This is a genomic window from Desulfobacterales bacterium (assembly GCA_028704555.1).
GTDB lineage: Bacteria > Desulfobacterota > Desulfobacteria > Desulfobacterales > JAQWFD01 > JAQWFD01.
Map to the genome: position 1 here is coordinate 64315 of JAQWFD010000001.1, position 23459 is coordinate 87773.

Annotated in this window: 35 protein-coding genes and 1 tRNA gene; 9 read left to right on the top strand and 27 right to left on the bottom strand. The window is 42.3% G+C overall.

Annotated elements, in window-relative coordinates; all coding sequences use genetic code 11:
* Positions 1–15 precede the first annotated feature (15 nt).
* The 9 genes from PHQ97_00265 to PHQ97_00305 all read left to right on the top strand — a co-directional run bounded on the left by PHQ97_00265 (position 16) and on the right by PHQ97_00305 (position 6953).
* On the top strand, positions 16–474 hold the full coding sequence (locus PHQ97_00265; GenBank protein ID MDD4391174.1) for a PTS sugar transporter subunit IIA: 459 nt from the start codon (positions 16–18) through the stop codon (positions 472–474).
* Positions 475–711: 237 nt separating this feature from the next.
* Positions 712–1602, top strand: coding sequence for an RNase adapter RapZ (gene rapZ, locus PHQ97_00270; protein MDD4391175.1), 891 nt, complete (start codon positions 712–714; stop codon positions 1600–1602).
* A gap of 181 nt (positions 1603–1783) precedes the next feature.
* Positions 1784–2197, top strand: a complete 414-nt coding sequence (locus PHQ97_00275; GenBank protein MDD4391176.1) for a PTS sugar transporter subunit IIA — start codon at positions 1784–1786, stop codon at positions 2195–2197.
* A gap of 219 nt (positions 2198–2416) precedes the next feature.
* Positions 2417–3421 (top strand): type I glyceraldehyde-3-phosphate dehydrogenase, encoded by a 1005-nt coding sequence (gap, locus tag PHQ97_00280; protein ID MDD4391177.1) that lies wholly within the window; start codon positions 2417–2419, stop codon positions 3419–3421.
* Positions 3422–3790: 369 nt separating this feature from the next.
* Positions 3791–4552, top strand: coding sequence for a triose-phosphate isomerase (gene tpiA, locus PHQ97_00285; GenBank protein ID MDD4391178.1), 762 nt, complete (start codon positions 3791–3793; stop codon positions 4550–4552).
* 24 nt (positions 4553–4576) lie between these two features.
* Positions 4577–4942, top strand: a complete 366-nt coding sequence (gene secG, locus PHQ97_00290; protein MDD4391179.1) for a preprotein translocase subunit SecG — start codon at positions 4577–4579, stop codon at positions 4940–4942.
* Between the two features lie 15 nt (positions 4943–4957).
* Positions 4958–5043: transfer RNA gene (locus tag PHQ97_00295), tRNA-Leu, on the top strand.
* A gap of 160 nt (positions 5044–5203) precedes the next feature.
* Positions 5204–5584, top strand: a complete 381-nt coding sequence (locus tag PHQ97_00300; protein ID MDD4391180.1) for a response regulator — start codon at positions 5204–5206, stop codon at positions 5582–5584.
* Positions 5585–5900: 316 nt separating this feature from the next.
* A complete protein-coding gene (locus PHQ97_00305; GenBank protein ID MDD4391181.1) occupies positions 5901–6953 on the top strand; it encodes a sigma-54 dependent transcriptional regulator in 1053 nt (350 codons plus the stop codon).
* Between the two features lie 35 nt (positions 6954–6988).
* On the opposite strand, the gene PHQ97_00310 is transcribed toward PHQ97_00305, so the two are convergent.
* The 27 genes from PHQ97_00310 to rpsS form a co-directional block, all read right to left on the bottom strand.
* Positions 6989–8284: a UDP-glucose/GDP-mannose dehydrogenase family protein gene (locus PHQ97_00310; GenBank protein ID MDD4391182.1), complete on the bottom strand. Its 1296-nt coding sequence runs from the start codon at positions 8282–8284 to the stop codon at positions 6989–6991.
* 524 nt (positions 8285–8808) lie between these two features.
* Positions 8809–9831: an NAD-dependent epimerase gene (locus PHQ97_00315; protein ID MDD4391183.1), complete on the bottom strand. Its 1023-nt coding sequence runs from the start codon at positions 9829–9831 to the stop codon at positions 8809–8811.
* A gap of 249 nt (positions 9832–10080) precedes the next feature.
* Complete coding sequence (locus PHQ97_00320; GenBank protein ID MDD4391184.1) at positions 10081–11037, bottom strand: SDR family oxidoreductase; 957 nt, start codon at positions 11035–11037, stop codon at positions 10081–10083.
* Between the two features lie 1124 nt (positions 11038–12161).
* Positions 12162–12632 (bottom strand): 50S ribosomal protein L17, encoded by a 471-nt coding sequence (gene rplQ / locus PHQ97_00325; protein ID MDD4391185.1) that lies wholly within the window; start codon positions 12630–12632, stop codon positions 12162–12164.
* 8 nt (positions 12633–12640) lie between these two features.
* On the bottom strand, positions 12641–13660 hold the full coding sequence (locus PHQ97_00330; GenBank protein MDD4391186.1) for a DNA-directed RNA polymerase subunit alpha: 1020 nt from the start codon (positions 13658–13660) through the stop codon (positions 12641–12643).
* A 93-nt stretch (positions 13661–13753) separates the two neighbouring features.
* Positions 13754–14383, bottom strand: coding sequence for a 30S ribosomal protein S4 (gene rpsD, locus PHQ97_00335; protein MDD4391187.1), 630 nt, complete (start codon positions 14381–14383; stop codon positions 13754–13756).
* 66 nt (positions 14384–14449) lie between these two features.
* Positions 14450–14836, bottom strand: a complete 387-nt coding sequence (gene rpsK / locus PHQ97_00340) for a 30S ribosomal protein S11 (GenBank protein ID MDD4391188.1) — start codon at positions 14834–14836, stop codon at positions 14450–14452.
* 25 nt (positions 14837–14861) lie between these two features.
* Positions 14862–15245 carry a 30S ribosomal protein S13 gene (gene rpsM, locus PHQ97_00345; protein ID MDD4391189.1) on the bottom strand — a complete coding sequence of 128 codons (384 nt, stop codon included), beginning with the start codon at positions 15243–15245 and terminating at the stop codon, positions 14862–14864.
* Positions 15246–15259: 14 nt separating this feature from the next.
* A complete protein-coding gene (rpmJ, locus tag PHQ97_00350) occupies positions 15260–15373 on the bottom strand; it encodes a 50S ribosomal protein L36 (GenBank protein ID MDD4391190.1) in 114 nt (37 codons plus the stop codon).
* A 69-nt stretch (positions 15374–15442) separates the two neighbouring features.
* A complete protein-coding gene (gene infA / locus PHQ97_00355; protein MDD4391191.1) occupies positions 15443–15661 on the bottom strand; it encodes a translation initiation factor IF-1 in 219 nt (72 codons plus the stop codon).
* A 78-nt stretch (positions 15662–15739) separates the two neighbouring features.
* Positions 15740–17056, bottom strand: coding sequence for a preprotein translocase subunit SecY (gene secY / locus PHQ97_00360; GenBank protein MDD4391192.1), 1317 nt, complete (start codon positions 17054–17056; stop codon positions 15740–15742).
* A gap of 1 nt (position 17057) precedes the next feature.
* Complete coding sequence (gene rplO, locus PHQ97_00365) at positions 17058–17498, bottom strand: 50S ribosomal protein L15 (protein ID MDD4391193.1); 441 nt, start codon at positions 17496–17498, stop codon at positions 17058–17060.
* Positions 17488–17682: a 50S ribosomal protein L30 gene (gene rpmD, locus PHQ97_00370; protein MDD4391194.1), complete on the bottom strand. Its 195-nt coding sequence runs from the start codon at positions 17680–17682 to the stop codon at positions 17488–17490. The genes rplO and rpmD overlap by 11 nt, the downstream gene beginning before the upstream one ends.
* Before the next feature lie 13 nt (positions 17683–17695).
* On the bottom strand, positions 17696–18190 hold the full coding sequence (rpsE, locus tag PHQ97_00375; protein MDD4391195.1) for a 30S ribosomal protein S5: 495 nt from the start codon (positions 18188–18190) through the stop codon (positions 17696–17698).
* 26 nt (positions 18191–18216) lie between these two features.
* A complete protein-coding gene (rplR, locus tag PHQ97_00380) occupies positions 18217–18585 on the bottom strand; it encodes a 50S ribosomal protein L18 (GenBank protein MDD4391196.1) in 369 nt (122 codons plus the stop codon).
* A 44-nt stretch (positions 18586–18629) separates the two neighbouring features.
* Positions 18630–19169: a 50S ribosomal protein L6 gene (rplF, locus tag PHQ97_00385; protein ID MDD4391197.1), complete on the bottom strand. Its 540-nt coding sequence runs from the start codon at positions 19167–19169 to the stop codon at positions 18630–18632.
* Positions 19170–19184: 15 nt separating this feature from the next.
* Complete coding sequence (gene rpsH / locus PHQ97_00390) at positions 19185–19583, bottom strand: 30S ribosomal protein S8 (GenBank protein ID MDD4391198.1); 399 nt, start codon at positions 19581–19583, stop codon at positions 19185–19187.
* A gap of 67 nt (positions 19584–19650) precedes the next feature.
* On the bottom strand, positions 19651–19836 hold the full coding sequence (locus tag PHQ97_00395) for a type Z 30S ribosomal protein S14 (GenBank protein ID MDD4391199.1): 186 nt from the start codon (positions 19834–19836) through the stop codon (positions 19651–19653).
* A gap of 100 nt (positions 19837–19936) precedes the next feature.
* Positions 19937–20476 (bottom strand): 50S ribosomal protein L5, encoded by a 540-nt coding sequence (gene rplE, locus PHQ97_00400; protein ID MDD4391200.1) that lies wholly within the window; start codon positions 20474–20476, stop codon positions 19937–19939.
* 22 nt (positions 20477–20498) lie between these two features.
* Positions 20499–20828, bottom strand: coding sequence for a 50S ribosomal protein L24 (gene rplX / locus PHQ97_00405; protein MDD4391201.1), 330 nt, complete (start codon positions 20826–20828; stop codon positions 20499–20501).
* 30 nt (positions 20829–20858) lie between these two features.
* On the bottom strand, positions 20859–21227 hold the full coding sequence (rplN, locus tag PHQ97_00410) for a 50S ribosomal protein L14 (GenBank protein MDD4391202.1): 369 nt from the start codon (positions 21225–21227) through the stop codon (positions 20859–20861).
* 16 nt (positions 21228–21243) lie between these two features.
* The gene (gene rpsQ / locus PHQ97_00415) at positions 21244–21486 is read right to left on the bottom strand and encodes a 30S ribosomal protein S17 (GenBank protein ID MDD4391203.1); all 243 of its coding nucleotides are present in this window, start codon (positions 21484–21486) and stop codon (positions 21244–21246) included.
* Between the two features lie 11 nt (positions 21487–21497).
* Positions 21498–21701 carry a 50S ribosomal protein L29 gene (gene rpmC / locus PHQ97_00420; protein ID MDD4391204.1) on the bottom strand — a complete coding sequence of 68 codons (204 nt, stop codon included), beginning with the start codon at positions 21699–21701 and terminating at the stop codon, positions 21498–21500.
* Entirely contained in the window at positions 21701–22114 is a 414-nt protein-coding gene (gene rplP, locus PHQ97_00425) for a 50S ribosomal protein L16 (GenBank protein MDD4391205.1), read from the bottom strand. Before rplP ends, rpmC begins: the two co-directional genes overlap by 1 nt.
* Before the next feature lie 23 nt (positions 22115–22137).
* Positions 22138–22788, bottom strand: a complete 651-nt coding sequence (gene rpsC, locus PHQ97_00430; protein MDD4391206.1) for a 30S ribosomal protein S3 — start codon at positions 22786–22788, stop codon at positions 22138–22140.
* A gap of 16 nt (positions 22789–22804) precedes the next feature.
* Positions 22805–23143, bottom strand: a complete 339-nt coding sequence (rplV, locus tag PHQ97_00435) for a 50S ribosomal protein L22 (GenBank protein ID MDD4391207.1) — start codon at positions 23141–23143, stop codon at positions 22805–22807.
* Positions 23144–23168: 25 nt separating this feature from the next.
* Positions 23169–23447 carry a 30S ribosomal protein S19 gene (gene rpsS / locus PHQ97_00440; GenBank protein ID MDD4391208.1) on the bottom strand — a complete coding sequence of 93 codons (279 nt, stop codon included), beginning with the start codon at positions 23445–23447 and terminating at the stop codon, positions 23169–23171.
* Positions 23448–23459: the final 12 nt, after the last annotated feature.

A 23459-nucleotide genomic window follows, 5' to 3' on the forward strand; every position in this document is an offset into this window, starting at 1 on the left:
GAAGCATAAATCGAAATGAAAATTCTGGATGTATTATATAAAGACTCAATTCTGGTTGATCTGAAATCATCAGATAAAAAAGGAATCCTTGAAGAACTTGTCGGGCCCGCAGCCCGTCTTTCCGGGATCAATCAGGATAAACTCTTTCACGTACTGATGGAAAGAGAAATGCTGGGAAGCACCGGAATCGGAGGTGGAATCGGAATTCCTCACGGCAAGCTCAAGTCTCTTGAATCTTTGATACTGGGCTTTGGCTTGAGCCGTAAAGGCGTTGATTTCGAATCTATCGACGGGAAGCCGACCCATATCTTCTTTCTATTGTTAACCCCTGAGAATTCTACAGGTATCCACTTAAAAGTACTGGCTCAAATTTCCAAGATCCTGAAAAATGAGCCGTTTAAAACCAGACTGATGGAAGCAAAAAATTCTGAGGAGGTTCTGGATCTTTTAAAAAAAGTGGACCAGGAATTTTAGAGGACCTCCTCTATTTCGAATTAAGCGTTAAAATGGGTTCATCCATAAATCGCGGGTAGTTTTTTCAAGTTCAAAGCAGACGAGTATCTACCCGCACCCCCTGAAATATTTTGAGGATAAAAACCCGAATCCGGCGTACATGGAAACGGCATATCGTTTTTGATGGACATTGAAATTCGGTTAAGCGCCCAAAACCACACACAATTCTTATACGGCACATGATGCAGATGTTTTAACGTGAAAAATTTAAGTATTCATATTATCACGGGACTTTCCGGTTCTGGGAAAAGTACCGCAATTGATGCATTTGAAGATGCCGGGTTTTATTGCGTGGATAATATGCCGGTGGCATTGCTGCCGAAACTTTTGAAATTACCACTGGAAAACGATTCTGAACTCTCTGGTTTCGCTTTTGTAATGGATCTCAGGGAAAAAGGTTTTCTGACCAAATATCCCCCGGTTTTTAAATTCTTAAACCAGCAGGGCTATCATTATTCGATTCTTTTCATGGAGGCAGACGAAGACGCCCTGGTCAAGCGTTACAGTCAGACGCGCAGGCATCATCCTCTGACACAATGCGGAAATCTGCTTGAAAGCATACGGGCGGAAAAAGAGCAGCTGAAAGCGCTGAGAATAGCGGCTGATAAAATCATTGACACCTCCCGTTTCAATGTTCATGAATTAAAGGCCGTCATTTTCGACATCGCGCAACAAAGTAAAAAGTTTGCGCCGATGCAGATTAATGTTCTCTCATTCGGTTTTAAATACGGTATTCCACGTGAAGCGGATCTGGTAATCGACGTTCGATTTCTCTCAAATCCGTTTTTTATACCGGAATTAAAGCCGCTCAACGGTGAGTCCCCGGAAATTCAAAATTTCGTTCTCAATAACCCCGAAACCCGGATTTTCTTACAAAAATATTTAGATCTTCTGGACTTTTTAATTCCGTTATTCGAGAAAGAAGGGAAGGCGTATTTGACCATCGCTGTGGGTTGTACCGGTGGACGCCATCGTTCAGTCACGATCGCTAAAGCAATATATAAGCATCTGCTTTCCGGTCAGCACACGATAAACATTACCCACAGAGACATCGAACAGGACATCTATACCGCAGGCTCGATATCATAGAAACGACTGCTTACTGGTAACAGGTCAGCAGCTTCGAATTCCATAGAAATGGATAGTCACACAGATTCACTTGTTACTAATAAGCCGTTCGGTATATCGATAATATCGATCACCAGCAGAGATGGCCGCTGTAATAAAGCGTTTCGTGCATCTTCGAATTTAAGGAGTTAAATATAATTCTATGATAGGCATCGTTATCGTTACCCATTGTCATCTTGGCGAATCGTTGATCGAGACAGCAACATTCATTCAAGGATCTCGACCTGAAGCTATGGAGTCCGTATCCATCGATTTAAATGAAAACGCAGACAAACTGCGAAAAAAAATAGCCGAAACGATTAAACGCGTCCGTCAACGCAAAGGCGTATTGATTCTAACGGATATGTTTGGCGGCACCCCCTCGAATCTCAGCTATTCATTCCTGGAGGAAGACAGGGTTGAAGTCATATCCGGTGTAAATCTTCCCATTTTGATTAAAGCGACCCATTTACGCAGGACCCAGGAGCTGAGTGAGCTGGCTGAAACACTCGAGGCATTCGGGAAAAAAAGCATTTCCATGGCAAGCCGGATATTGAAGGGCAATAAAAGAACATAGCAAACCGAAGTTCCCCCCTATTATCTTTGGATATTGCATTCGAATCACAGAATTGATAAAAAAGATTATATGGCCTGATCTGCAGCAGTACCTGCAGCACGGCACATCCATCACATTCACCTGACCCGCCGGAGGTGAAGCCGGCACCAAGGTTTATAGACTGACTATTTAACTGAGAAAATTACATTATCCGAAAACCACACGAAGGAGAAACCGAGCATGAGTGTAAGGATTGGCATAAATGGTTTTGGGAGAATAGGACGGCTTGTCTTCAGGGCCGCGTTAACGCATCCTGAAGTTGATGTGGTAGCGATTAACGACCTGACAGATTCTATCACAATGGCCCATCTTCTCAAGTACGATTCGGTTCATGGGATACTGGATCATGAGGTAAAGGCCAACGAAAATTCAATCGACGTAGACGGGAAGCCATTTCCGATAACCTCCATAAAAGATCCGGCGAATCTTGACTGGAAAAAATTCGATGTCGATATTGTTGCCGAATGTACGGGTATTTTCCGAAGTTCCGAGAACGTATCAAAGCATCTGGCTGCCGGCGCTAAAAAAGTGATAATATCCGCACCGGCAAAAGATCCGGACATCACCATCGTAATGGGCGTAAACTCAAATCAGTACGATCCAAGGCAGCATCATATCATCTCAAACGCGTCCTGTACCACAAATTGTATTGCCCCGGTATCTAAAATAATCCTCGAAAATTTTGGAATCAAATGCGGTCTGATGACGACGATACACGCCTACACCGGCGATCAGCGGCTTGTGGATATGCCGCACAAAGATCTTCGACGGGCGAGAGCAGCCGCATTGTCAATGATTCCGACCTCAACCGGAGCGGCAAAAGCAGTCGCTTTAGTCATACCTGAATTATCCGGAAAATTAAACGGCCTTGCGATTCGCGTTCCTACTCCGAATGTTTCTATCGTCGATCTGGTGGTAACCATAAAAAAATCCGGAGTCACGATATCAGATATCAATGACGCTCTGAAAGAAGCCTCAGAAACGTCGCTGGCCGGCATCCTGGGTTATGAGGAAATCCCGCTGGTATCTACAGATTTCAATGGATCAACATTATCATCCATTGTGGACGCACCCTCGACATTCATGGCAGACAATATGGTCAAGGTACTTGCCTGGTATGACAACGAAAGCGGGTATGCCCACCGAATGGTGGATCTGGCATCCATGATCGGCGCGGAATTATAGCTTAAAGTTTCTTATCATATCGTATATTTTCGTTATATTTTGATATCATGATAAAAATCCAAAAAATCGGGGGCCGGACGGCATCGAAGCAAATACCGATCCAATGAGGAATGTCTCCGGCGCTGGAACTGGCTGGCTGCGGTTCAGCCGCATGAATGAAATTTTTGTTAAACCGCAACGGCTGGCCGTCCATAAACACGGTTTTAAAAAAATGGGGCAGTCCGGGTATCGAATTTTAGCCACAGCACACCTCAAAATCGTCTTAAATCGTTTCAAACGATGCACCTTGCTTGCATAATAGGAATTAAGCACCTTCTCATTTTTCATAACCCGGGACTTCGGGTTCTGTTCATTCAAGGAGACCAACTGATGGGCAATCTCAAACCGTTTATTGCGGGAAACTGGAAAATGTTTAAAACCTGCAACGAAGCTGTTGAAACCGCAAAAAAGCTTGTGTTATTTTCTGCTGATGTCACGGAAGTTGACGTTATGATCGCTCCACCGTTTACATCACTGGCGCCGGTATCTGAAATTTTAAAACACTCCGATATATCCCTTGGCGCCCAGGATATCTTCTGGGAAAGCGAAGGCGCATATACCGGAGAGATATCCCCACCGATGCTGTTGTCCGCAGGGTGTAAACATGTTATCATCGGGCATTCCGAAAGGCGCCAATACTTTAATGAAACAGATCAAACCGTCAATAAAAAAATATCTGCTGCCGTCCACCATCATCTGTCCCCGATTTTTTGTGTCGGTGAGACTGAACGACAGCGGGAATCAAAAGAAACATTTTCTGTACTTGACAAACAGATACAAAACGGGTTAAGAGGTATATCTTCTGATGACATGAAAGAGGTCATCGTTGCATATGAGCCTGTATGGGCCATTGGAACAGGTAAAACAGCTACAAGCGAGCAGGTTCAGGAAATTCATCAGTTTATTCGATCATTGCTTGAAAGAAGTTTTGGTTCGGTACTTGCCAAATCCATCAGAATACTGTATGGAGGTAGTGTAAAACCAACAAACGTAAAAGAGCTGATGTCGATGAAGGATGTAAACGGGGCTCTTGTTGGAGGTGCCAGCTTGAATCCTGAAACGTTTTCCGATATCATTCATAATTACAAATAATTTTATTCTAATAATAAAAAAATTATGTCCATCTTTCTAGTCGTCATTCATATTATAGTTTGCATAGCACTTATTCTGATTGTCCTGCTCCAGACCGGAAAAGGATCGGACATGGGCGCCGCTTTTGGAGGAGGATCTAGTCACACGGTATTTGGAAGTGCGGGGGCCTCTACCTTTTTGACCAAGGCGACCACTGTGGCAGCTGTGGTATTTATGATTACATCGCTCGGGTTGGCTTACATGTCCGGCCACAAAACAGGTGAGTCCGTAATAACAGGGACGCCCCCTGCTCCGATCGAACAGAAAGCAGCACCCGAAAGCCCGAACAATACGAATACACCAGCCGCACCGGCTGGGACCGGGGACCAAACCTCCGGTAAAACCTCTTAAGCTTCTATAAAATGTGCCGAAGTGGTGGAATTGGTAGACACGCTATCTTGAGGGGGTAGTGGGCTACGCCCGTGCCGGTTCAAGTCCGGCCTTCGGCACCATCTCTTTTTTTAGTTCAACTGCTTAATCGATCAACACTGTCAAAACTGTCAAACTGCAGCCCCTCTCAAAATTTATTCAACAACCATTAGCTGATTTCGTAATTTTTCTTTCAACCTTGTTTTCAACCTATATGCTATTATTCCCCGCTCCGAGGCAGTCATGGCAAATGGAATCAAGTTGCTGATTATTGATGATAACGAAGAAGTTCTTGATAGTCTCAGCCAATATTTCCATAAAAAAGGGTATTGTGTCATTTCGGCATCAAACGGACTTGACGGAATAAAGCTTCTTGAATCGGAAAAACAAGGGTTTGATCTGATTATTACGGATTTGATCATGCCAAATATCAGTGGCTTCGGTATTATTTCTATCGCCAAAAAAAACGCCCCGAATCTTCCTGTCATCGCCATAACAGGTTGGGGCGAACACCCCGAAGCGCTGGCGGCTGAAGTTCATGCCGATTTAGTCCTGGAAAAGCCATTCGAACTTGCTGAGTTAGATAAATGTATCACAGCTCTTATTTCAAGGCGAAAATCCTGACAGTGATATTACCGATCCACAAAGTCGGATAAAAACGCGATATACACCCCCTGCCAAAATTCAATACCAGGGGCCATAAACACCGGTTGGACGCCGTTTTGTGGTGGCCTTTTATATCAGTTAGAAACACACTGCGAAATCGTTAAATTTATTCGATCCTGAGGCGCTTAAAGAGCGTTGCCGGAAACCGCTGCAAATTTCAAAAACGCCCTGGCCATAGTTGCTCAAACAGGATCAGATTCATTTTGAGCTAAAGGCGTTATACTCTGAAACATTTTTCAATAACCCATAACTTATAAAATCAATCAGCTATGCTATGGATTCTTACTCACCTCCTTTAATCGGTGTAAGCAAAAGCATCGAACGTGTACGAGATCTGATTCGACATGTTGCCGATACGGGCCTAAATATCGTTATTACCGGAGAAAGTGGTGTCGGCAAGGAAGTGGTCGCACACGCCCTGTATTTTAATTCCTCCAGGCGGGGGAAAGCCTTTATAAAAATCAATTGTGCGGCATTGCCGGAAGGATTATTGGAAAGTGAGCTTTTCGGATATGAACAAGGGGCCTTTACCGGAGCCGGACGTAAAAAAAGAGGCAAATTTGAACTGGCCAACGACGGGATCTTATTCCTGGACGAAATCGGCGATATGTCCCTTCCGCTTCAGGCCAAACTGCTCCATGTGCTCCAGAACGGAGAGTTTTCCCCATTGGGCTCCGAAAAAGAAACCCGGACCGATAGCTGGGTCATCGCAGCTACGAATCATCGGCTTGACAAAAGCATCAAGGAGGGCACGTTCAGAGAAGATCTATATTATCGTCTGAATATCATCAATATACACATTCCCCCTCTTCGACAAAGGCCTGAAGATATTCCATCGCTAATAAAGTTTTATATGGAAAAGTATACCTCCCAGTTTGATAAAAAGGATATTGTCGTTCCTCCGGCTTACATTTTTGAAAAACTCGAGTCATACCCCTGGCCCGGCAATGTGAGAGAACTTCAGAATATTCTTAAAAGACTGATGGTCATACAAAACTGGGATGAAATTATCGATGAGCTGTTCTTACATGATACATCATCAAATCCGGAACCCGGTTGTGCTTCACCCAGAGGATCTTTTGAAAATTTTCTTCTGATGGACGACATGCTGCCATACGCCGAAGGAAATGATATCTCAGCCAACGGCTCATTTTCTCTAAAAAAAACCAAAAAAAAGGCCATGGATAAAATCGAAAAGAAAATTATCGCCCATGTTCTTTCCCAAACCGGCTGGAATCGCAGCAAGGCCTCCAGGATACTGAAAATAAGTTACAAAACATTGCTTTATAAAATCAGTGAGTTGAACATCATCCCGCCGCCGGATTGATCAACCAGTTTTTCGACAAGTCAGTCCCCGACTTATCATCGCCCGATGCCTAAATAGGTGAACCCGAGTTTTTTTAATTCTTCTGGACCATAAATATTTCTTCCATCCACTATAATCGGTTTTCTGAGCAGCACTTTAACCGCCCGCATATCAAGGCTTCTGAACTCATCCCATTCAGTACCGACGATCAATGCGTCACATCCTTGAATCGTTTCATATGGATTCTCGAAAAAAACCACGTCTCTTAGCACTTTGCGGGCATTATCCATGGCAATCGGATCATATGCGTGAATTGTTGCGCCAAGCGCCTGCAGATTGTTTATAATTTCAATGGAAGGCGCTTCACGGATATCATCGGTTTTAGGCTTAAAAGAAATGCCCCATACGGCAATTTTGCTTTGATCAATTTCCAATACCGATTTGATTTTTTCTACCACGACGGTTTTTTGTTTTTCGTTAATCCGATGGACGGCCTCAAACAGATCACTATCGCAATCAAAATGTTTCAGCGTCGAAATCAGCGCTTGCACATCTTTAGGAAAGCAGCTGCCACCATAGCCAATGCCGGCCTGAAGAAATCGGGGACCGATTCGACTGTCCAGTCCAAGGCCTTTAGCCACCTCTTTAATGTCTGCACCTGTTTTTTCACATAACAGCGCCAACTGATTCATAAAACTGATTCGGGTTGCGAGCATGGCATTGCTGGCATATTTAATCAACTCAGCACTGGCGATGCTGGTAACCATAATCGGCCTGCCTATCCTGACGACGGAGGCATATAATGAAATCATTAACTCCTCAGCACGTTTGCTGTCAGTGCCGATTACAATTCGATCCGGATTCTCAAAATCCTTTACAGCCGCTCCTTCTCTCAAAAATTCAGGATTTGACACCACATCAAATGTGGTATCTGATTTAAGATTCTCGAGAATAATCTGTCGGACCAGGTCGGCTGTTCCCACCGGCACGGTACTTTTATTGACGATAACTTTATAAGTTTTCATAAACAGACCGATATTACGGGCAGCAGCCTTTACCGCCGTCAAATCGGCATTGAGAAAATGATCGGTCGGAGTCCCCACACAGATAAAAATAACATCGGATTCCTCAATGGCTTTCATTGGATCCGTTGTGAACCGGAGCCGTCCCCCTTTCACATTCCGTTGAAATATCTCTTCAAGGCCGGGCTCATATATGGTCAACTCCCCGTCTGCCAGGTGTTGAATTTTTTCCCTGTCTACATCAAGACAGATTACATCATTTCCGAGATTAGCAAATCCTGTACCGGTAACGATACCCACATATCCTGTACCTATGATGGTAAGTTTCATTTAATTCTCCTTGTACTTTCCTGACATGAAATTTATGGGCCTATGGATAAGGGACTCTGGCTTTTCAAAAGTACCATTTATCGTTATCGTCATGGCCGAATGTTTTTATCGTGAATCGAGCAAAGATCCTGGATTCCCGCTCAACAGCATTGCGGGAATAACAGCACGTTGAGACTCGACAACCGGCATCGCCTTCACATTTTCATGCGACATTGAATCAAACCAGACAACCCGTCAGGCAAAATAATCAATCATGTTATAAACCTTTGGGCATCGGGTTCAATCGAAACCATTATTGAGCAGATCCCGGGCCCTCCGGAAAAATCATGGGATGTATTTATCCGCATCGCTTCAATAGCCACCAGCTGCCGGCCAGCAGACATCACTCGCTTTGGGATACAACGGCAGCAAGCATGATTACGAATGCATGCCACCCATCAGTACCCGGCCATAAATTCGGCTTTAAAAAGATGGATACACCCTGTTTCCAGACTTTGAAAAGGCCATTTACGGATACAAGCCAATCAATATCCATAATAGCTTTTATACCAGTCGACAAAACGGCTGATCCCGGTTTCAATAGGTGTTTCGGGCTTAAATCCGATATCGCGCACAAAATCATCTATCTCAGCATATGTGTCTATAACATCCCCGGGCTGAAGATCGAGAAACTCTTTTCGGGCCTGTTTTCCCAACGCGTTTTCAATGACTTCAATAAATCGAATCAGCTGAACCGGCCTATTATTACCTATATTGTAAATTCGATATGGCACATAGGATGTTCCTGGATCGGGTTCATTACTGTCCCACATTGTATCGGGCTGAGGGATATGATCCATGGTTTTGACGACCCCCCCGATGATATCGTCGATATAGGTAAAATCCCGTTTCATTTTCCCATAATTAAATACCTTGATCGGTTTTTCTTCCAATATGGCCCGCGTAAACATGAAAAGAGCCATATCCGGCCGGCCCCATGGGCCGTAAACGGTAAAAAACCTTAGCCCGGTGCAGGGGAGGCCAAAAAGATGGCTGTACGTATGAGCCATAAGTTCATTGGCTTTTTTGGTCGCAGCATAGAGGGATACCGGATGATCCACATTATCATGCACCGAAAACGGCATTCTGGTATTGGCACCATACACAGAGCTTGAAGAGGCAAACACCAGATGCTTTATATGACTGTATCGACAGCATTCAAGCAGGTTAACAAACCCCGTGATGTTTGAATCGACATAGGCATATGGATTTTCCAACGAATATCTAACCCCTGCCTGAGCAGCCAGATTGACCACCACATCAAATTGATGCTGCTCAAACAGACGGCGCAAAGCTTCCCGATTGGTCAAATCGATTTGATGAAATGAAAACAACGAAAAAGGTTCAAGAAACGCCAGCCTGTCTTTTTTAAGAGCCACGTCATAGTAGGCGTTAAGATTATCAATTCCCGTTACCTGAAAGCCCTTTTCCAACAGCTTTTTTGACAGATGGGAACCGATAAATCCGGCTGCGCCCGTCACTAAAACGGTTTGATAATTCAATGACATATCATATTACCTCTAAGGGTTCGCACAAAAACAAGTTCACAATTTTAAGTGTCGAGGCGACATCTATCCTGACACAGAGGGATATCCAGCAGATGCAGCGCTTTCGGAACAAAGCCCATACAAGAGGCATCGGCGCTTATTATGCGGAGTCATTTTTGCGCGAGACCTGACTATTTGTTTGATACCCTCCGAACGTTGCCTCGGAGCCAGCCTTCGTATAACGCTTCAAACCGGGATTTTCCAGTTCGTTCATATTTTTCTCTGGGCACTGTTGTACCATTGCCATGTCAAGCGAAGCCCGTCTTCAAATGAATAAGCGGGCACAAATTTAAGTATATTTTTAGATCGGGAAATATCTGCAACTGATTCATTAATATCACCGGATCTCCAGGATCGGTAATCGGCACTTATATTAACATGCGATAACCGGGCGATCATCTCCCATAACCGGTTAATCCGTACATTTTTTCCGGTGCCAACATTAAATGGTTGCGCAATGATTCCGGTGCAGGATGCCGCCAGGATATTGGCATGAACCACATCCCCAACAAAAACGAAATCCCGGGATTGATTTCCGTCCCCATAAATAACCGGGCCTTGATTTAAAACCGCTTTGTTCAAAAATATGGATATCACTCCGGAATAAGGAGAGGTTGGGTCCTGCCGAGGGCCATACACGTTAAAATAACGGAGGCACACCGTTTCCAGACCGTACAATTGATGGTAAAGACGAGCGTAATATTCTCCGGTAAGCTTTTGTACTGCATACGGACTCAGCGGGTTGGGGATCATGGATTCATGTTTGGGAAGTTCCGGACTGTCGCCGTAAACAGCGCACGAACTGGCAATAATCACCCGTTTAACACCGGCGTTCCGGGCAGCTTCTAAAATATTCAACGTTCCCAGTTCATTCACCATAGCGGATCCAACCGGTTGTTCAACTGTCTGAGGCACGGAAACGACGGCTGCCTGATGAAAGATCACTTCGCATTTATCAACGGCTCTGAGAACCATTTCACTGTCCCGGATATCCCCATGCAGAAAATTGATATGAGAATGAACTTTGCACAAATTTGAAAGCTTTCCGGTAGAAAGATTATCCAAAACGCGGACCTCACAGCCTGCTGAAAGAAGCGCATCAACAAGATGAGACCCGATAAATCCGGCGCCACCGGTAACCAATACTTTTTGAAAATCAGGTTTCATAAGAATTAACCATCGTAATTGCCAATTGGCATCAAAATTTCTCACAACCCATAAGCGCAACGGGGTCGAGCACTGCAAAATGATTATTCTTTCGTATAGCTTAACTTAATTTAAAAATCTGACTTACAGCTTCACGTAATTTCATTTCTCCTCGAAAACAAGCATTAATTGCTATTTCTGGCAGTTGCAACGACTATAAATTCAATTAATTTTCGTTCGAAAAAAAATCAAAGATTATTTTCTATCTTCAGTCAGTATAAGCCATATGAATTGATAAGATATAAAATGCAGATTATCTATCAGGAGCGGGTATAACTCAAAAACAGGATATCATTGATAACGATATTGCAAAAATATATTGGAATTTATTTTATTCTCATTATATAAGATTTAAGAAAATCGTTCATTCAATACCCGTATCATCATTCTATCTATTGTGCTGAATCCGCTATCAATAAACCCCGGCGGAAAAAACAAAATGAGAAACTCAAGGCATAGTGAATCGAGTAAGGCACCCTGCCCTTGCATTGACTTATAGTCAATGATGCGCAAAGACAAAACATGGGATAGGGAAAACGTAAAATATTACCATATTAATTATATATATTCCGGCAATCATGACAGTGCAAGCACATATTAATTGTTATAATTGTAAATTTTATTATGTAACCTGGCAACAGCATTTCCCCCACGGGTGCAAAGCCATGAAGTTCAAAAGCAAACGATTGCCTTCAATTGAGGTCGCCATCAGTTCCGGCGCAAAATGCCGTTTATTTTCACCCAGAGGCAATCGTAACACAAATTCAAAATCATAATTTTGTAAAGCAAAAGTAGTGTAAATTCCTCTTAAGATGAGAAAGCCCCTTTAACTTTCCGACGTTCATCAGAACCTGAAAACGAACTGGCGGATACCCATCGTGAAAAATCTTCTGAGGAAGTGATCTGAATTAATAAAAAAATTACCGTAAGAACGCACAACTATAAATTTTGGAAACAGCGCCAATAATTTCAAAAAAACCTTGCAACACAAACAGGGAGTTATAGCACGTGGTTTTTCTCTAAAAAAAAATCCTGCCATATCAGGACAGGACTTTTTTATCATCAGGTAAATATCGAGTCAGTATCTACTCATTTTGTTCAGGCCCGGACTCAGAAAGAGCAGCCGATGATTCCTGATCTTGAGTTTTATCTTTCTCGACCAATTTTTCTGTCTTTTTTAAAACTTTTTTCACTTTTACGGACTCACCGACCAATTCGATCAACGACATACTGGCGGCATCACCAGGTCTCTTACCAATTTTTATGATACGCGTATACCCACCGGAATTTGTTCCAAACCGTTCGCCCGCTTCATCGAAAAGTTTATACACAACTTGTTTTTCCCTTACAATCGACAACGCCTGACGTATAGCATGAAGATCGCCCCGTTTTGCCAGCGTAATCAGATGATCCGCCCAACGTCTCAACTCTTTAGCCTTGGGATCGGTTGTCCGGATTCGATCATATTTAAACAATGATGTAACCATATTTCGGAACATGGCATTTCTGTGACTGCCAGTTCTATTTAATTTGACTCCAGCTTTACGATGTCTCATAGGATCGCTTACTCTCCTTCCTCTATATCCTCAACAGGAGGTATGAAACCTTCAATCTTCATTCCAAGAGAAAGTCCCATTTCGGTAAGTACTTCTTTAATCTCATTCAATGATTTTCTTCCGAAATTCTTAGTCTTGAGCATTTCTGATTCAGTTTTACTTACCAGTTGATAGATTTTGTGTATATCAGCATTCTTAAGACAGTTTGCACTCCGAACCGAAAGTTCCAATTCATCTACACTTCGGTATAAGTTCTCATTGAACTTTGGTTTTTGTTCGTCATCTAATTTTCTTTCAAGTTCGGGCTCAGATTTTTCATCAAAATTGATGAAAATTGTCAGGTGTTCCTTTAAAATTTTTGCCGCATAAGCGACAGCATCCTCAGGCATAATGCTGCCATCAGTCCAAACCTCCAGTGTCAGCTTATCGTAATCGGTCCGCTGTCCCACCCGGGCATTGCCCACTACGTAATTGACACGTTTAATGGGAGAAAAAACTGCATCGATCGGTATTGTTCCAATGGATGCATTATCATCTTTATTTGCCTCAGCCAGTGAATATCCTTTACCGAGTTTAACTGTCATGGACATTTTAAGGGTCCCGTTACCCGTCACCGTGGCAATATACTGATCAGGATTCAAGACTTCGACTTTACCGTCTTCACTGAAAATATCTGCTGCAAGGACTTTTCTTTCCTCTAAAACATCAATATAAATGGTTTTAGGATCTGGATCTGAAATTTTCAACCTAACGTCTTTTAAATTCAATATGATTTCTGTAACATCTTCGATAACGCCAGGAATAGAGTTGAATTCATGCATGACAGAATCAAATTTAACTGAGACAATCGCGGCGCCGTGCAATGATGACAGAATGCTTCGTCTTAAGGAATTTCCAATAGTTATGCCGAATCCTCTTTCAAGAGGTTCACAAACGAACTTGCCGTAGTTCGGGTTGCTCTCAACTTGAACCTTTTCTGGCTTAATCATTTGTTGCCAGTTAATATACATAAGTTCATTTGATGACATTATAGAATCTCCAGATATTTACAAAAAAAACGTAAATATACTTCTGAATAATTATTTTTATGTGGTTTGAACATTCAGAAACGTTTTTCAAAATTATTTAGAATAAAGCTCAACAATTTGCTGTTCCTGAATTGGCGTGGTGATATCTTCCCGCACAGGATAAGCTTTAACGATACCCTTATAATTTTGTTTTTCCAATTCCAACCACTGCGGCAAACCTCTTCTTACCACAGCGTCAAGGGCTTCATTAAACGCCTGAATATTCCGGCTTTTTTCTCTGATTTCAACCACATCGCCTTGCTTAATTAAGTATGAAGGAATGTTAACTTTTTTCCCATTGACTGTAATATGATTGTGTCTGGCAAGTTGTCTGCCCTGACTGCGTGAACTAACAAATCCAAGACGATAAAGGACATTGTCCAGGCGTCGTTCCAAAAGTATCAGCAGATGAGTTCCTGTAATACCTTTCTGTTGCTCAGCCCGTCTAAAAAAAAGTCTGAACTGCTTTTCCGAAAGGCCATACATTCGCTTCACTTTCTGCTTTTCGCGCAACTGTATTCCATAATCAGAGTCTTTTCCCTTTCGGCGCTGCCCCTGCTCGCCCGGTGCATAACTGCGCCGATCAAAACCGCACTTATCGGAATAACACCGATCCCCTTTAAGAAAGAGCTTCTCATTTTCACGTCGGCATATACGGCATACCGAACCAATATATCGTGCCAAATTTTCCTCCTTTAATCCCCCTTTGAACGCAACTCGATAAGGACCACTAACAGAATATTTTAAATATTAAACTCTGCGTTTTTTGGGTGGCCGGCATCCGTTATGCGGTATAGGAGTTACATCCTTAATCATGACCACGTTAAAACCGGCGGCCTGAAGGGATCTTAATGCCGATTCTCTGCCTCCGCCCGGTCCCTTGACATATATTTCGACATTTTTCATCCCATGTTCCATTGCCTTTTTAGCAGCATCCTGAGCTGTCATCTGCGCAGCGAATGGCGTACTTTTCCGGGATCCTTTGAACCCCTGAACTCCGGAACTGGACCAGGAAACTACATTTCCTGCCGGATCAGTAATGGTTACAATCGTATTGTTGAATGTAGATTGAATATGAACGACACCATTTGATATATTTTTTTTCTCTTTTCGTTTAACTCGCGTTTTTTTTGGCATATTTAACGTTCCTGTTTTTCCTTAATTATTTCTTTGCAGCTCCGACTTTTTTCTTTACAGCCGAACGTTTAGGACCTTTGCGAGTTCTGGCATTCGTGCTGGTTCTTTGTCCATGAACAGGCAGAGATTTTCTGTGCCGGAGGCCACGATAGCAACCAAGGTCCATTAACCGTTTAATATTCATCGAAACTTCACTGCGAAGCTCACCTTCAACTTTGTATTCATCATCTATTATTTTACGAATATCATTGATCTCATCCTGCGTTAAATCATCGGTTTTGGTATCAGGATTTATTTTCAGTTGATCAAGTATTCGCTTGGAAGCCGTAGAGCCAATACCATATATATAGGTAAGCCCAACCTCAATCCGTTTATTTTTAGGTAAATCAACGCCCGCAATTCTTGCCAACGGTATGTCCTCCTCTATCCTTGCCTCTGTTTATGTCGTTTATTATCACAGATAACTCTAACTACACCTTTTCTTCGGATAATTTTGCATTTGCTGCATATCTTTTTAACAGATGATCTGACTTTCATTGTAAATGCTCCTGATGAATCGTGTCTGTTCGGATTAAATAATGATTTGGCAATTTATGTGTCCGGATTTTATTTGGATCGATATGTTATCCTGCCACGAGAAAGATCATACGGGGACAACTCAACCGTCACCTTATCACCGGGGAGTATTTTTATAAAATGCATCCTCATTTTTCCAGATATATGGGCAAGTATTTGATGTTTATTTTCCAGTTCTACTTTAAACATTGCATTGGGCAATGTTTCAGCTACTACGCCCTGCACTATAATCGGCTCTTCTTTAGCCATTTATTTAATGTCTCCATTATTTTTTTCCATTCAACCGTCCGGGAATATTCTGGCGGCGTTATAAATTTGAGTCGAATGTCAGCGGCCTCTAAGTCTTCCCGATCCGCCTTTTTTCAAAAATCCATCATAATGTCTGGTAAGCATATGGGATTCTATCTGTGACATCGTGTCCAACGCAACGCCTACAACAATCAATAATGCGGTACCGCCAAAATAAAAAGGAACGCTGAATTTGCTGATCAGAACAGAGGGCAGTACACAGACGGCTGAAACATAAATGGCACCACCTAATGTAATTCGGGTCAACACTCTATCAATATAATCTGCTGTTCGTTTGCCCGGACGAATCCCAGGAATGTAGCCGCCGTATTTCTTCATGTTGTCAGCGACATCAGTGGGATTAAACGTGACAGCTGTATAAAAATAACAGAAGAAGAAAATAAAGCCGACAAATAATAATTCATAAAAGAATTTTCCGGGCATCATCTGAGCAGCGATACTCTGCATCCACGGTATTTTTATAAAACTTGCCACCGTAGCAGGAAACATTATAATAGATGAAGCAAAAATAGGTGGTATGACCCCGGAAGTATTTATTTTTAAAGGCAGATGCGTACTTTGTCCGCCATACATTCGGCGGCCGACAACCCGCTTTGCATATTGCACCTGTATACGTCGTTGTCCCTGTTCTACAAAAATGATGGCCCCAATGACAGCTACCATCATTATTCCTATTACGATCAGAAGGAAAATTGATATTTCGCCAGTGGATACCAGCTGAAACGAATTCCCGATAGCATTGGGCATTCTGGCAACAATGCCGGCAAATATAATCAGTGATATTCCGTTGCCAATTCCTCTCTCGGTGATTTGTTCACCAAGCCACATGATAAAAGCAGTACCTGCGGTAAGCGTAATAACGGTCATTATACGAAAGGACCATCCGGGAACCATTACAATCGCAGCCCCTCCGGGCGATGTCATGCTTTCAAGCCCGACACTGATTCCAAGCCCTTGTATAATACTGAGGATAACCGTTCCATATCGCGTATACTGGGTTATTTTCTTTCTTCCCTGTTCGCCCTCTTTTGAAAGTCTTTCCAGATATGGGATAACAACCGTCAGCAACTGCAGGATAATGGAAGCACTGATGTAGGGCATGATACCCAAGGCAAAAACAGACAATTGCGTCAGGGCCCCCCCGGAAAACATGTCGAACAATCCCAGAAGCGTACCCTTTGCCTTAGCAAAAAAGGAAGCCAACGCCATAGCATCAATACCGGGAGTAGGTACATGAACACCAACTCTGTATACAGCCAACAATACACACGTTACGATGATACGTTTTTTTAATTCAGGTATTTTGAATAAATTCTGAATCCCGGTACCGGCCATATTAGGCAACCTCTATTTTACCACCGGCAAGTTCTATCTTTTTTCTTGCATTTTCACTGACCTGGTGGATTTGGATAGTGAGCGGGTGTTGGATTTCTCCTTCGGACAGTAATTTAATACCATCTCTTCGGCTTTTAACCAGTCCTTTTCGGACGAGTTCAGCTTCTGTGATAACCGACCCGATTTCGAAAATTGACAAATCACGAATATTAATGACAGCCATCTGTTTTTTGAATATATTCGTAAACCCTCGTTTCGGGAGCCGACGATGGATTGGCATCTGACCGCCTTCATAACCGGGTCTGACACCACCGCCGGAACGGGCATTATAACCTTTCGATCCTTTTCCTGCGGTTTTTCCGGTACCCGAGCCTACCCCGCGTCCTAAACGTTTTCTGGACTTTCGTGATCCTAAAGCTGGAGACAAATCATTAAGCTTCATAAAGGTTCTCCTCAATCTTAACTAAATGGGATACCGTATGAATCATCCCCCGAATTGAGGGTGTATTTTCAAGTTCGACCGTTCTGTTCATCTTTGTCAGGCCCATCCCTCTGAGCACCTTACGATGTTTCTCAGGTCTTCCAATCATGCTTTTTACTAATGTTACTTTCAATTTCTCAGACATATGTATAACCCCATTAAAGGTCTTCAGGTCTTTTCCCACGACGTAACGCAACCGCTTCACGGCTCTGAAGTTGTTGCAATCCCGATATTGTTGCCTTAACCACATTGTGCGGATTATGTGATCCCATGCATTTGGTTAAAATATTCTGAACCCCCGCTGCCTCAAGCACCGCGCGGACAGCACCACCGGCTATGAGTCCGGTTCCCTCGGATGCCGGTTTAAGCAGTACTTTTCCAGCTCCATACTTTCCGAGGACCTGGTAGGGGATAGTTCCTGAATTTAAAGCAATATTTACCATATTTTTTTTGGCTTTTTCCACCCCTTTACGGATGGCTTCAGGTACTTCACCTGCTTTTCCCAATCCACATCCAATTGCACCGTTTCCGTCTCCGACAACAACAATTGCACTAAAGCTGAATCGTCGACCCCCTTTGACCACTTTGGCGACACGGTTAATGTGCACGACTTTGTCAATTAATTGACTTTCGTCTGTATCATACTTGAACAAAGGTTATCCTCCATGTTTTGAATGTCTCAAAATAACAAACCGCCTTCACGTGCACCATCTGAAAGTGCTTTAACACGTCCGTGATATAAAAAACCATTACGGTCAAAAACTACTTTGGTGATACCCTTTTCAACAGCTCGCTGGGCAACAAGTTTACCGATTGCAACAGCATCGACTATTTTCCCGCTTTGCGTAAGCTGGCCTTTAATTTCCGGCTCGGTCGTCGATGCAGCAACCAGTGTATTGCCCTTTACATCGTCTATTATCTGGGCATAGATATGCTTTGAGCTTCTAAATACAGATAAACGAGGGCGTTGCTGTGTTCCAAGAAGTCTTTTTCGAATTCGTATTTTCCGTTTTAAACGCGCTTGCGCTTTTGGATTTGTCGATGCCATTGATTCAACATCCTTATATGTTTTCACATTTTTTTAAAATATGACTATTTTGTACCAGTTTTTCCTGCTTTTCGCTGTATAAATTCTTCAGCGAACTTTATCCCTTTTCCCTTGTAGGGTTCCGGGGGTCTCAGCCGACGAATTGATGCAGCGGTCTGACCGAGCAACTCTTTATCAATACCTGCCAATTTGATAATCGTATTTCTATCAATTGTTGCCGTAATCCCTTCAGGAATTGAAAAGGTCACCGGATTTGAATACCCTATATTAAATACAATGGAATTGCCACTGATTTCAGCACGATATCCAATTCCATTAATCTGGAGTATACGCTCAAACCCCTTACTGACACCGTTAATCATGTTAAATACCAAAGATCGCGTCAATCCCTGCATCGCATTATTGATTCGATCCTTTTTCTCCATAACGACCAACAATACATCTTGATTAATATTTAAATCTATAAACGGATGTATTGTTCGGGACATTTTTCCCTTTTCCCCCTGAACAGTCAAAAACCTGTCCTTGTAGGATATTTTTACATTATCTGGAATAGATATCGGTTTTTTGCCTATCCGAGACATGGGTTTCTCCTCATGCTACCATACATTACACAGAATCTCACCACCGATATTAGTTTTCCTGGCTTCTGTATCGGTTATAATACCTGCTGAAGTAGATAAAATTGCAATGCCCATCCCGTTTAAAACGGATTTTATTTTTTTACTTTTAAAATATTGCCTTCGGCTGGGCTTGCTCATTCGTTTCATTCCAATAAATGCGCTGTTGTTGTTCTTATCGTATTTTAAATAGACCCGTAATATTCCCTGTTTATCATCTTTCACAAACTTAAAGTTTTTTATGTAGCCCTCGTTTTTTAAAACTTTGGCCAGATTAACCTTAAGATTTGATCCCGGAATATCGACACTGGCATGTTTTGCCTTAGCTGCATTTCTTATACGAGTCAACAAGTCCGCAATTGGATCACTCATAGCCATGTTGTCTTCTCCATTAACTTAATTGAGTTTTCGACTTTATAAATATGAATCTCATCAGAGGATTTTGTTACCAGCTTGATTTTATTACACCGGGAAGCTTACCTTCTGACGCAAGTGTTCGAAAACAAATTCGACAAATCCCAAATTTTCTTATAAATGCTCTGGGCCTTCCGCACATGGGACATCGATTATATGCTCTGACTTTAAACTTTGGCGTACTGTTGGCCTTCATTCGAAGCGCTGTCTTTGCCAAAAGATCCTCCTTATTTGTGTTGCCAATCGACTGGACTAAACCGTTTTATCTGGTTAGCGTTATTTCTTTAATATTTAAATAATTTTATAAAATAACACTTTTAATTTCTATAGGGCATCCCCAACAATTTCAGGAGCTCTTTGCCTTCTTCATCTGTTCTGGCAGTGGTTACAATGGTAATATTTAACCCTTTAATTTTATCGAGCTGATCATAATCTATTTCAGGGAATATAATTTCTTCTTTAATTCCCAGAGAATAGTTCCCGTGCCCATCAAATGCTTTTCCAGAAACGCCCTTAAAATCTCTAACTCGCGGAAGAGCAATATTAACCAGTTTATTATAAAAATCATACATCCGGTTACGTCTGAGGGTTACACAACAGCCGATAGGCATACCTTCCCTGAGCTTGAATGCGGCAATCGATTTTTTTGCCCGCGTGATGACAGGTTTCTGACCTGAAATCATTTTGAGCTCTTCAGAAGCCGAATCAAGCAATTTGATATTGTGAATTGCTTCACCCAAGCCCATATTCAACACGATTTTCTCAAGCTTAGGGACCTGATGTAGGTTTTTATAATGAAACCTTTCGATAAGCTTAGGAATAATTTCGCTCTCGTAAATGGCTTTATATTGAGACATTCCTTTTCTCCTTCACAAAACCCTACGCATCTATTGGTTCGTTGCACTTACTGCACATACGAATTTTTTTTCCGTCATCCAGGATCTGCATTTTGATGCGAACAGGGGTCATGCATTTATTACACATCAACATGATATTTGATCTATGAATAGGAGCCTCTTTTTCGATAATTCCACCCTGCCTATTTTGCGCATTAGGTTTCATGTGCTTTTTAACCAAATTTATTTTTTCAACGACGATACGTTTGGTTTTATTATCAATTTTTAATATTTTACCGATTTTTCCGCTGTCTTTACCGGTAATTACTTTAACTTTATCTTCTTTTTTTATCAAACACTTTTCTCTAGCCATGTACCGTTTCTCCACAGGGCAGACGTTTATTTATAATACTTCAGGAGCCAAAGATACGATTTTCATGAATCGTTTTGCTCTAAGCTCCCTGGCTACAGGTCCAAATATACGGGTACCAATAGGTTCTTTCTGCGCATTAATTAATACCGCTGAATTATCATCAAACCGGATATATGATCCATCAGGCCTTCTGAGTTCTTTCTTGGTTCGAACTACTACGGCCTTTAAGACATCACCTTTTTTAACCTTGGCATTCGGTATTACTTCTTTAACGGTAACGACAACTATATCGCCGACGCTAGCATACCGTCTTCTGGAGCCGCCAAGAACTTTAATACAATAAAGCACTTTAGCTCCTGAATTGTCTGCCACAGTCATTCTTGTTTCTGCCTGAATCATCGTTCGCTTCCTTTATTTACACCGCTTTTTCAACTATTTTACTGACTCGCCAATTTTTCGTTTTACTGATAGGCCGGGATTCAGAAATGATAACCTTATCCCCAATTTGGCATTCATTGATGGTATCATGAGCCGCAAATTTTGAACGTCGCCGGACGTACTTTTGATAAAGCGGATGTTTAACTATCCTCTCTACGAGGACAGTTACTGATTTATCCATTTTATTACTGACTACTATTCCGAGCAGCTGTCGTTTCATTCCTCTTTTTTTCATAACTGTCTCAATTCTATATTTTTTTCATTAATAACAGTTTGAATACGTGCTATATCCCGTTTTGTATGCATCAGTCTGCTGCTGTTTTCAAGCTGACCAACTTCATGCTGAAAGCGGAGATTAAACAATTCCTCTTTCATCTCTTTATGTTTCAAATTCAATTCATCGACACTCAGCTGTCTGAATTCGCTTGCTTTCATTATATCTCACTCCTCTCAATAAAGCGTGTTTTAATCGAAAGTTTGTGAGAAGCAAGCCGTAACGCTTCTAAGGCCAACTCTCTAGAGACACCTTCCATCTCATATAGAATTCTTCCAGGTCGTATGATGGCAACCCATCCCTCTGGAGCGCCTTTTCCCTTACCCATTCTGACTTCTGCCGGTTTTTTCGTATAAGGGGTGTCCGGGAAAATACGTATCCACATTTTCCCGCCTCTTTTTACATGACGGGTCATGGCAATACGAGCTGCCTCAATTTCTTTATTAGTGATTCGCCCGCATGCGACTGCCTGTAGCCCGTATTCTCCAAAATTCAGGGCCGTTCCCCGTTTTGAGGCCCCTTTCATTCTTCCTTTTTGTTGTTTACGATATTTGACCTTCTTTGGACTCAGCATGTCCTGTCTCTCCTGTCGGGTGATTAACTTCCGATTCCAATTGGTTCAGACTTTAAAATTTCGCCGTTAAATATAAACACTTTAACACCGATGAGACCGTATGTCGTATGGGCTTCAATAAAACCGTAATCTATATCAGCCCGCAGGGTGTGTAGCGGAACTCTGCCTTCATGATACCATTCTGTTCTAGCCATCTCTGCGCCGCCCAGTCTGCCTGAGCAGATTATTTTTATTCCCTTGGCACCAAACCGCATTGCTGAAGTTACACCACGCTTCATTGCTCTTCTGAAGGCTACCCGTCGTACGATCTGCAACGCAACATTTTCAGCAACCAGTTGAGCGTCGACCTCAGGTTTTCTGACTTCCTGAATGTCGATCATTACTTCATGTGAAATCATTTTTACAAGCTCTTTTTTAAGCTGCGCTATTTCAGCACCTTTTTTCCCAATAATGATTCCCGGTCTGGCGGTAAAAATTCGGAGCCTTATTCGCTTGGCCGATCGTTCTATTTCTATCTTAGAGATCCCGGCATGATAAAATTTCTTTTTTATGAATTTTCGGATATTAAAATCTTCCAAAATATAATCGGCATATTTCTTACCTGCGTACCAGCGAGATTCCCAGGTTTTTACAATTCTCAATCTCAATCCTATCGGATTTACTTTCTGGCCCAAACTTTTACCTCCTTTGCTACAACGTATCTTCAGCCAAAATGACGGTTATATGAGCACTTCTCTTTAAAATTCGGGTACCTCTGCCTCTTGCTCTTGCTCTAAACCTTTTCAAGGTAGGCCCCTGGTCGACAAAAATATTTTTTATCACGAGAGTGTCTACATCAATGTCTGCCTTCTGATCTGCATTGGCTACCGCCGAGTGAATCAGTTTATTCATCATCCCCGCAGCCTTTTGCGGCATAAACTTGAGTGTATTGATACCGACTCCTACAGGCTTACCCTTCACGGCTTGAACGAGCTTTTGAACTTTTTGAGGAGAAATGCGTTGGTATTTGGATACTGCTTTGATCTCCATTTTAGGTTTCCCTTTTATTCTTTAATCACTTCTTTTTAAGTTTTTTATCTCCGGCATGGCCATAAAATGTCCGCGTGGGTGAAAACTCACCGAGTTTATGCCCAACCATGTTTTCGGACACGAATACCGGTATAAACTTTTTTCCGTTATGAACTGCCAGTGTTATCCCCACCATCTCAGGAACTATTGTCGAACGTCTGGACCAGGTTTTTATAACTCTGTTCAAACGCTTTTCCTGAGTTTCTATTACTTTGTTCATTAATTTGGGTTCAATATATGGACCTTTTTTTAACGACCGTGGCATATCTTCTCCTGC

What these genes read in the sequence shown, in the direction of transcription:
- rpmC (MDD4391204.1), bottom strand. Translation starts at nt 21,701, where the DNA reads ATGAAAGCAAGCGAATTCAGACAGCTGAGTGTCGATGAATTGAATTTG.
- rplX (MDD4391201.1), bottom strand. Translation starts at nt 20,828, where the DNA reads ATGGCTAGAGAAAAGTGTTTGATAAAAAAAGAAGATAAAGTTAAAGTA.
- rplP (MDD4391205.1), bottom strand. Translation starts at nt 22,114, where the DNA reads ATGCTGAGTCCAAAGAAGGTCAAATATCGTAAACAACAAAAAGGAAGA.
- rplR (MDD4391196.1), bottom strand. Translation starts at nt 18,585, where the DNA reads ATGGCATCGACAAATCCAAAAGCGCAAGCGCGTTTAAAACGGAAAATA.
- infA (MDD4391191.1), bottom strand. Translation starts at nt 15,661, where the DNA reads ATGGCTAAAGAAGAGCCGATTATAGTGCAGGGCGTAGTAGCTGAAACA.
- rplQ (MDD4391185.1), bottom strand. Translation starts at nt 12,632, where the DNA reads ATGAGACATCGTAAAGCTGGAGTCAAATTAAATAGAACTGGCAGTCAC.
- PHQ97_00315 (MDD4391183.1), bottom strand. Translation starts at nt 9,831, where the DNA reads ATGTCATTGAATTATCAAACCGTTTTAGTGACGGGCGCAGCCGGATTT.
- PHQ97_00330 (MDD4391186.1), bottom strand. Translation starts at nt 13,660, where the DNA reads ATGTCATCAAATGAACTTATGTATATTAACTGGCAACAAATGATTAAG.
- PHQ97_00320 (MDD4391184.1), bottom strand. Translation starts at nt 11,037, where the DNA reads ATGAAACCTGATTTTCAAAAAGTATTGGTTACCGGTGGCGCCGGATTT.
- PHQ97_00300 (MDD4391180.1), top strand. Translation starts at nt 5,204, where the DNA reads ATGGCAAATGGAATCAAGTTGCTGATTATTGATGATAACGAAGAAGTT.
- secG (MDD4391179.1), top strand. Translation starts at nt 4,577, where the DNA reads ATGTCCATCTTTCTAGTCGTCATTCATATTATAGTTTGCATAGCACTT.
- rpsH (MDD4391198.1), bottom strand. Translation starts at nt 19,583, where the DNA reads ATGGCTATGAGTGATCCAATTGCGGACTTGTTGACTCGTATAAGAAAT.
- PHQ97_00305 (MDD4391181.1), top strand. Translation starts at nt 5,901, where the DNA reads ATGGATTCTTACTCACCTCCTTTAATCGGTGTAAGCAAAAGCATCGAA.
- gap (MDD4391177.1), top strand. Translation starts at nt 2,417, where the DNA reads ATGAGTGTAAGGATTGGCATAAATGGTTTTGGGAGAATAGGACGGCTT.
- rpsS (MDD4391208.1), bottom strand. Translation starts at nt 23,447, where the DNA reads ATGCCACGGTCGTTAAAAAAAGGTCCATATATTGAACCCAAATTAATG.
- rplF (MDD4391197.1), bottom strand. Translation starts at nt 19,169, where the DNA reads ATGTCTCGGATAGGCAAAAAACCGATATCTATTCCAGATAATGTAAAA.
- secY (MDD4391192.1), bottom strand. Translation starts at nt 17,056, where the DNA reads ATGGCCGGTACCGGGATTCAGAATTTATTCAAAATACCTGAATTAAAA.
- rpmJ (MDD4391190.1), bottom strand. Translation starts at nt 15,373, where the DNA reads ATGAAAGTCAGATCATCTGTTAAAAAGATATGCAGCAAATGCAAAATT.
- rplO (MDD4391193.1), bottom strand. Translation starts at nt 17,498, where the DNA reads ATGAAGCTTAATGATTTGTCTCCAGCTTTAGGATCACGAAAGTCCAGA.
- tpiA (MDD4391178.1), top strand. Translation starts at nt 3,791, where the DNA reads ATGGGCAATCTCAAACCGTTTATTGCGGGAAACTGGAAAATGTTTAAA.
- rpmD (MDD4391194.1), bottom strand. Translation starts at nt 17,682, where the DNA reads ATGTCTGAGAAATTGAAAGTAACATTAGTAAAAAGCATGATTGGAAGA.
- PHQ97_00265 (MDD4391174.1), top strand. Translation starts at nt 16, where the DNA reads ATGAAAATTCTGGATGTATTATATAAAGACTCAATTCTGGTTGATCTG.
- rplE (MDD4391200.1), bottom strand. Translation starts at nt 20,476, where the DNA reads ATGTCTCAATATAAAGCCATTTACGAGAGCGAAATTATTCCTAAGCTT.
- PHQ97_00275 (MDD4391176.1), top strand. Translation starts at nt 1,784, where the DNA reads ATGATAGGCATCGTTATCGTTACCCATTGTCATCTTGGCGAATCGTTG.
- rpsQ (MDD4391203.1), bottom strand. Translation starts at nt 21,486, where the DNA reads ATGAAACGACAGCTGCTCGGAATAGTAGTCAGTAATAAAATGGATAAA.
- PHQ97_00310 (MDD4391182.1), bottom strand. Translation starts at nt 8,284, where the DNA reads ATGAAACTTACCATCATAGGTACAGGATATGTGGGTATCGTTACCGGT.
- rplV (MDD4391207.1), bottom strand. Translation starts at nt 23,143, where the DNA reads ATGGAGATCAAAGCAGTATCCAAATACCAACGCATTTCTCCTCAAAAA.
- rpsK (MDD4391188.1), bottom strand. Translation starts at nt 14,836, where the DNA reads ATGCCAAAAAAAACGCGAGTTAAACGAAAAGAGAAAAAAAATATATCA.
- rplN (MDD4391202.1), bottom strand. Translation starts at nt 21,227, where the DNA reads ATGATTCAGGCAGAAACAAGAATGACTGTGGCAGACAATTCAGGAGCT.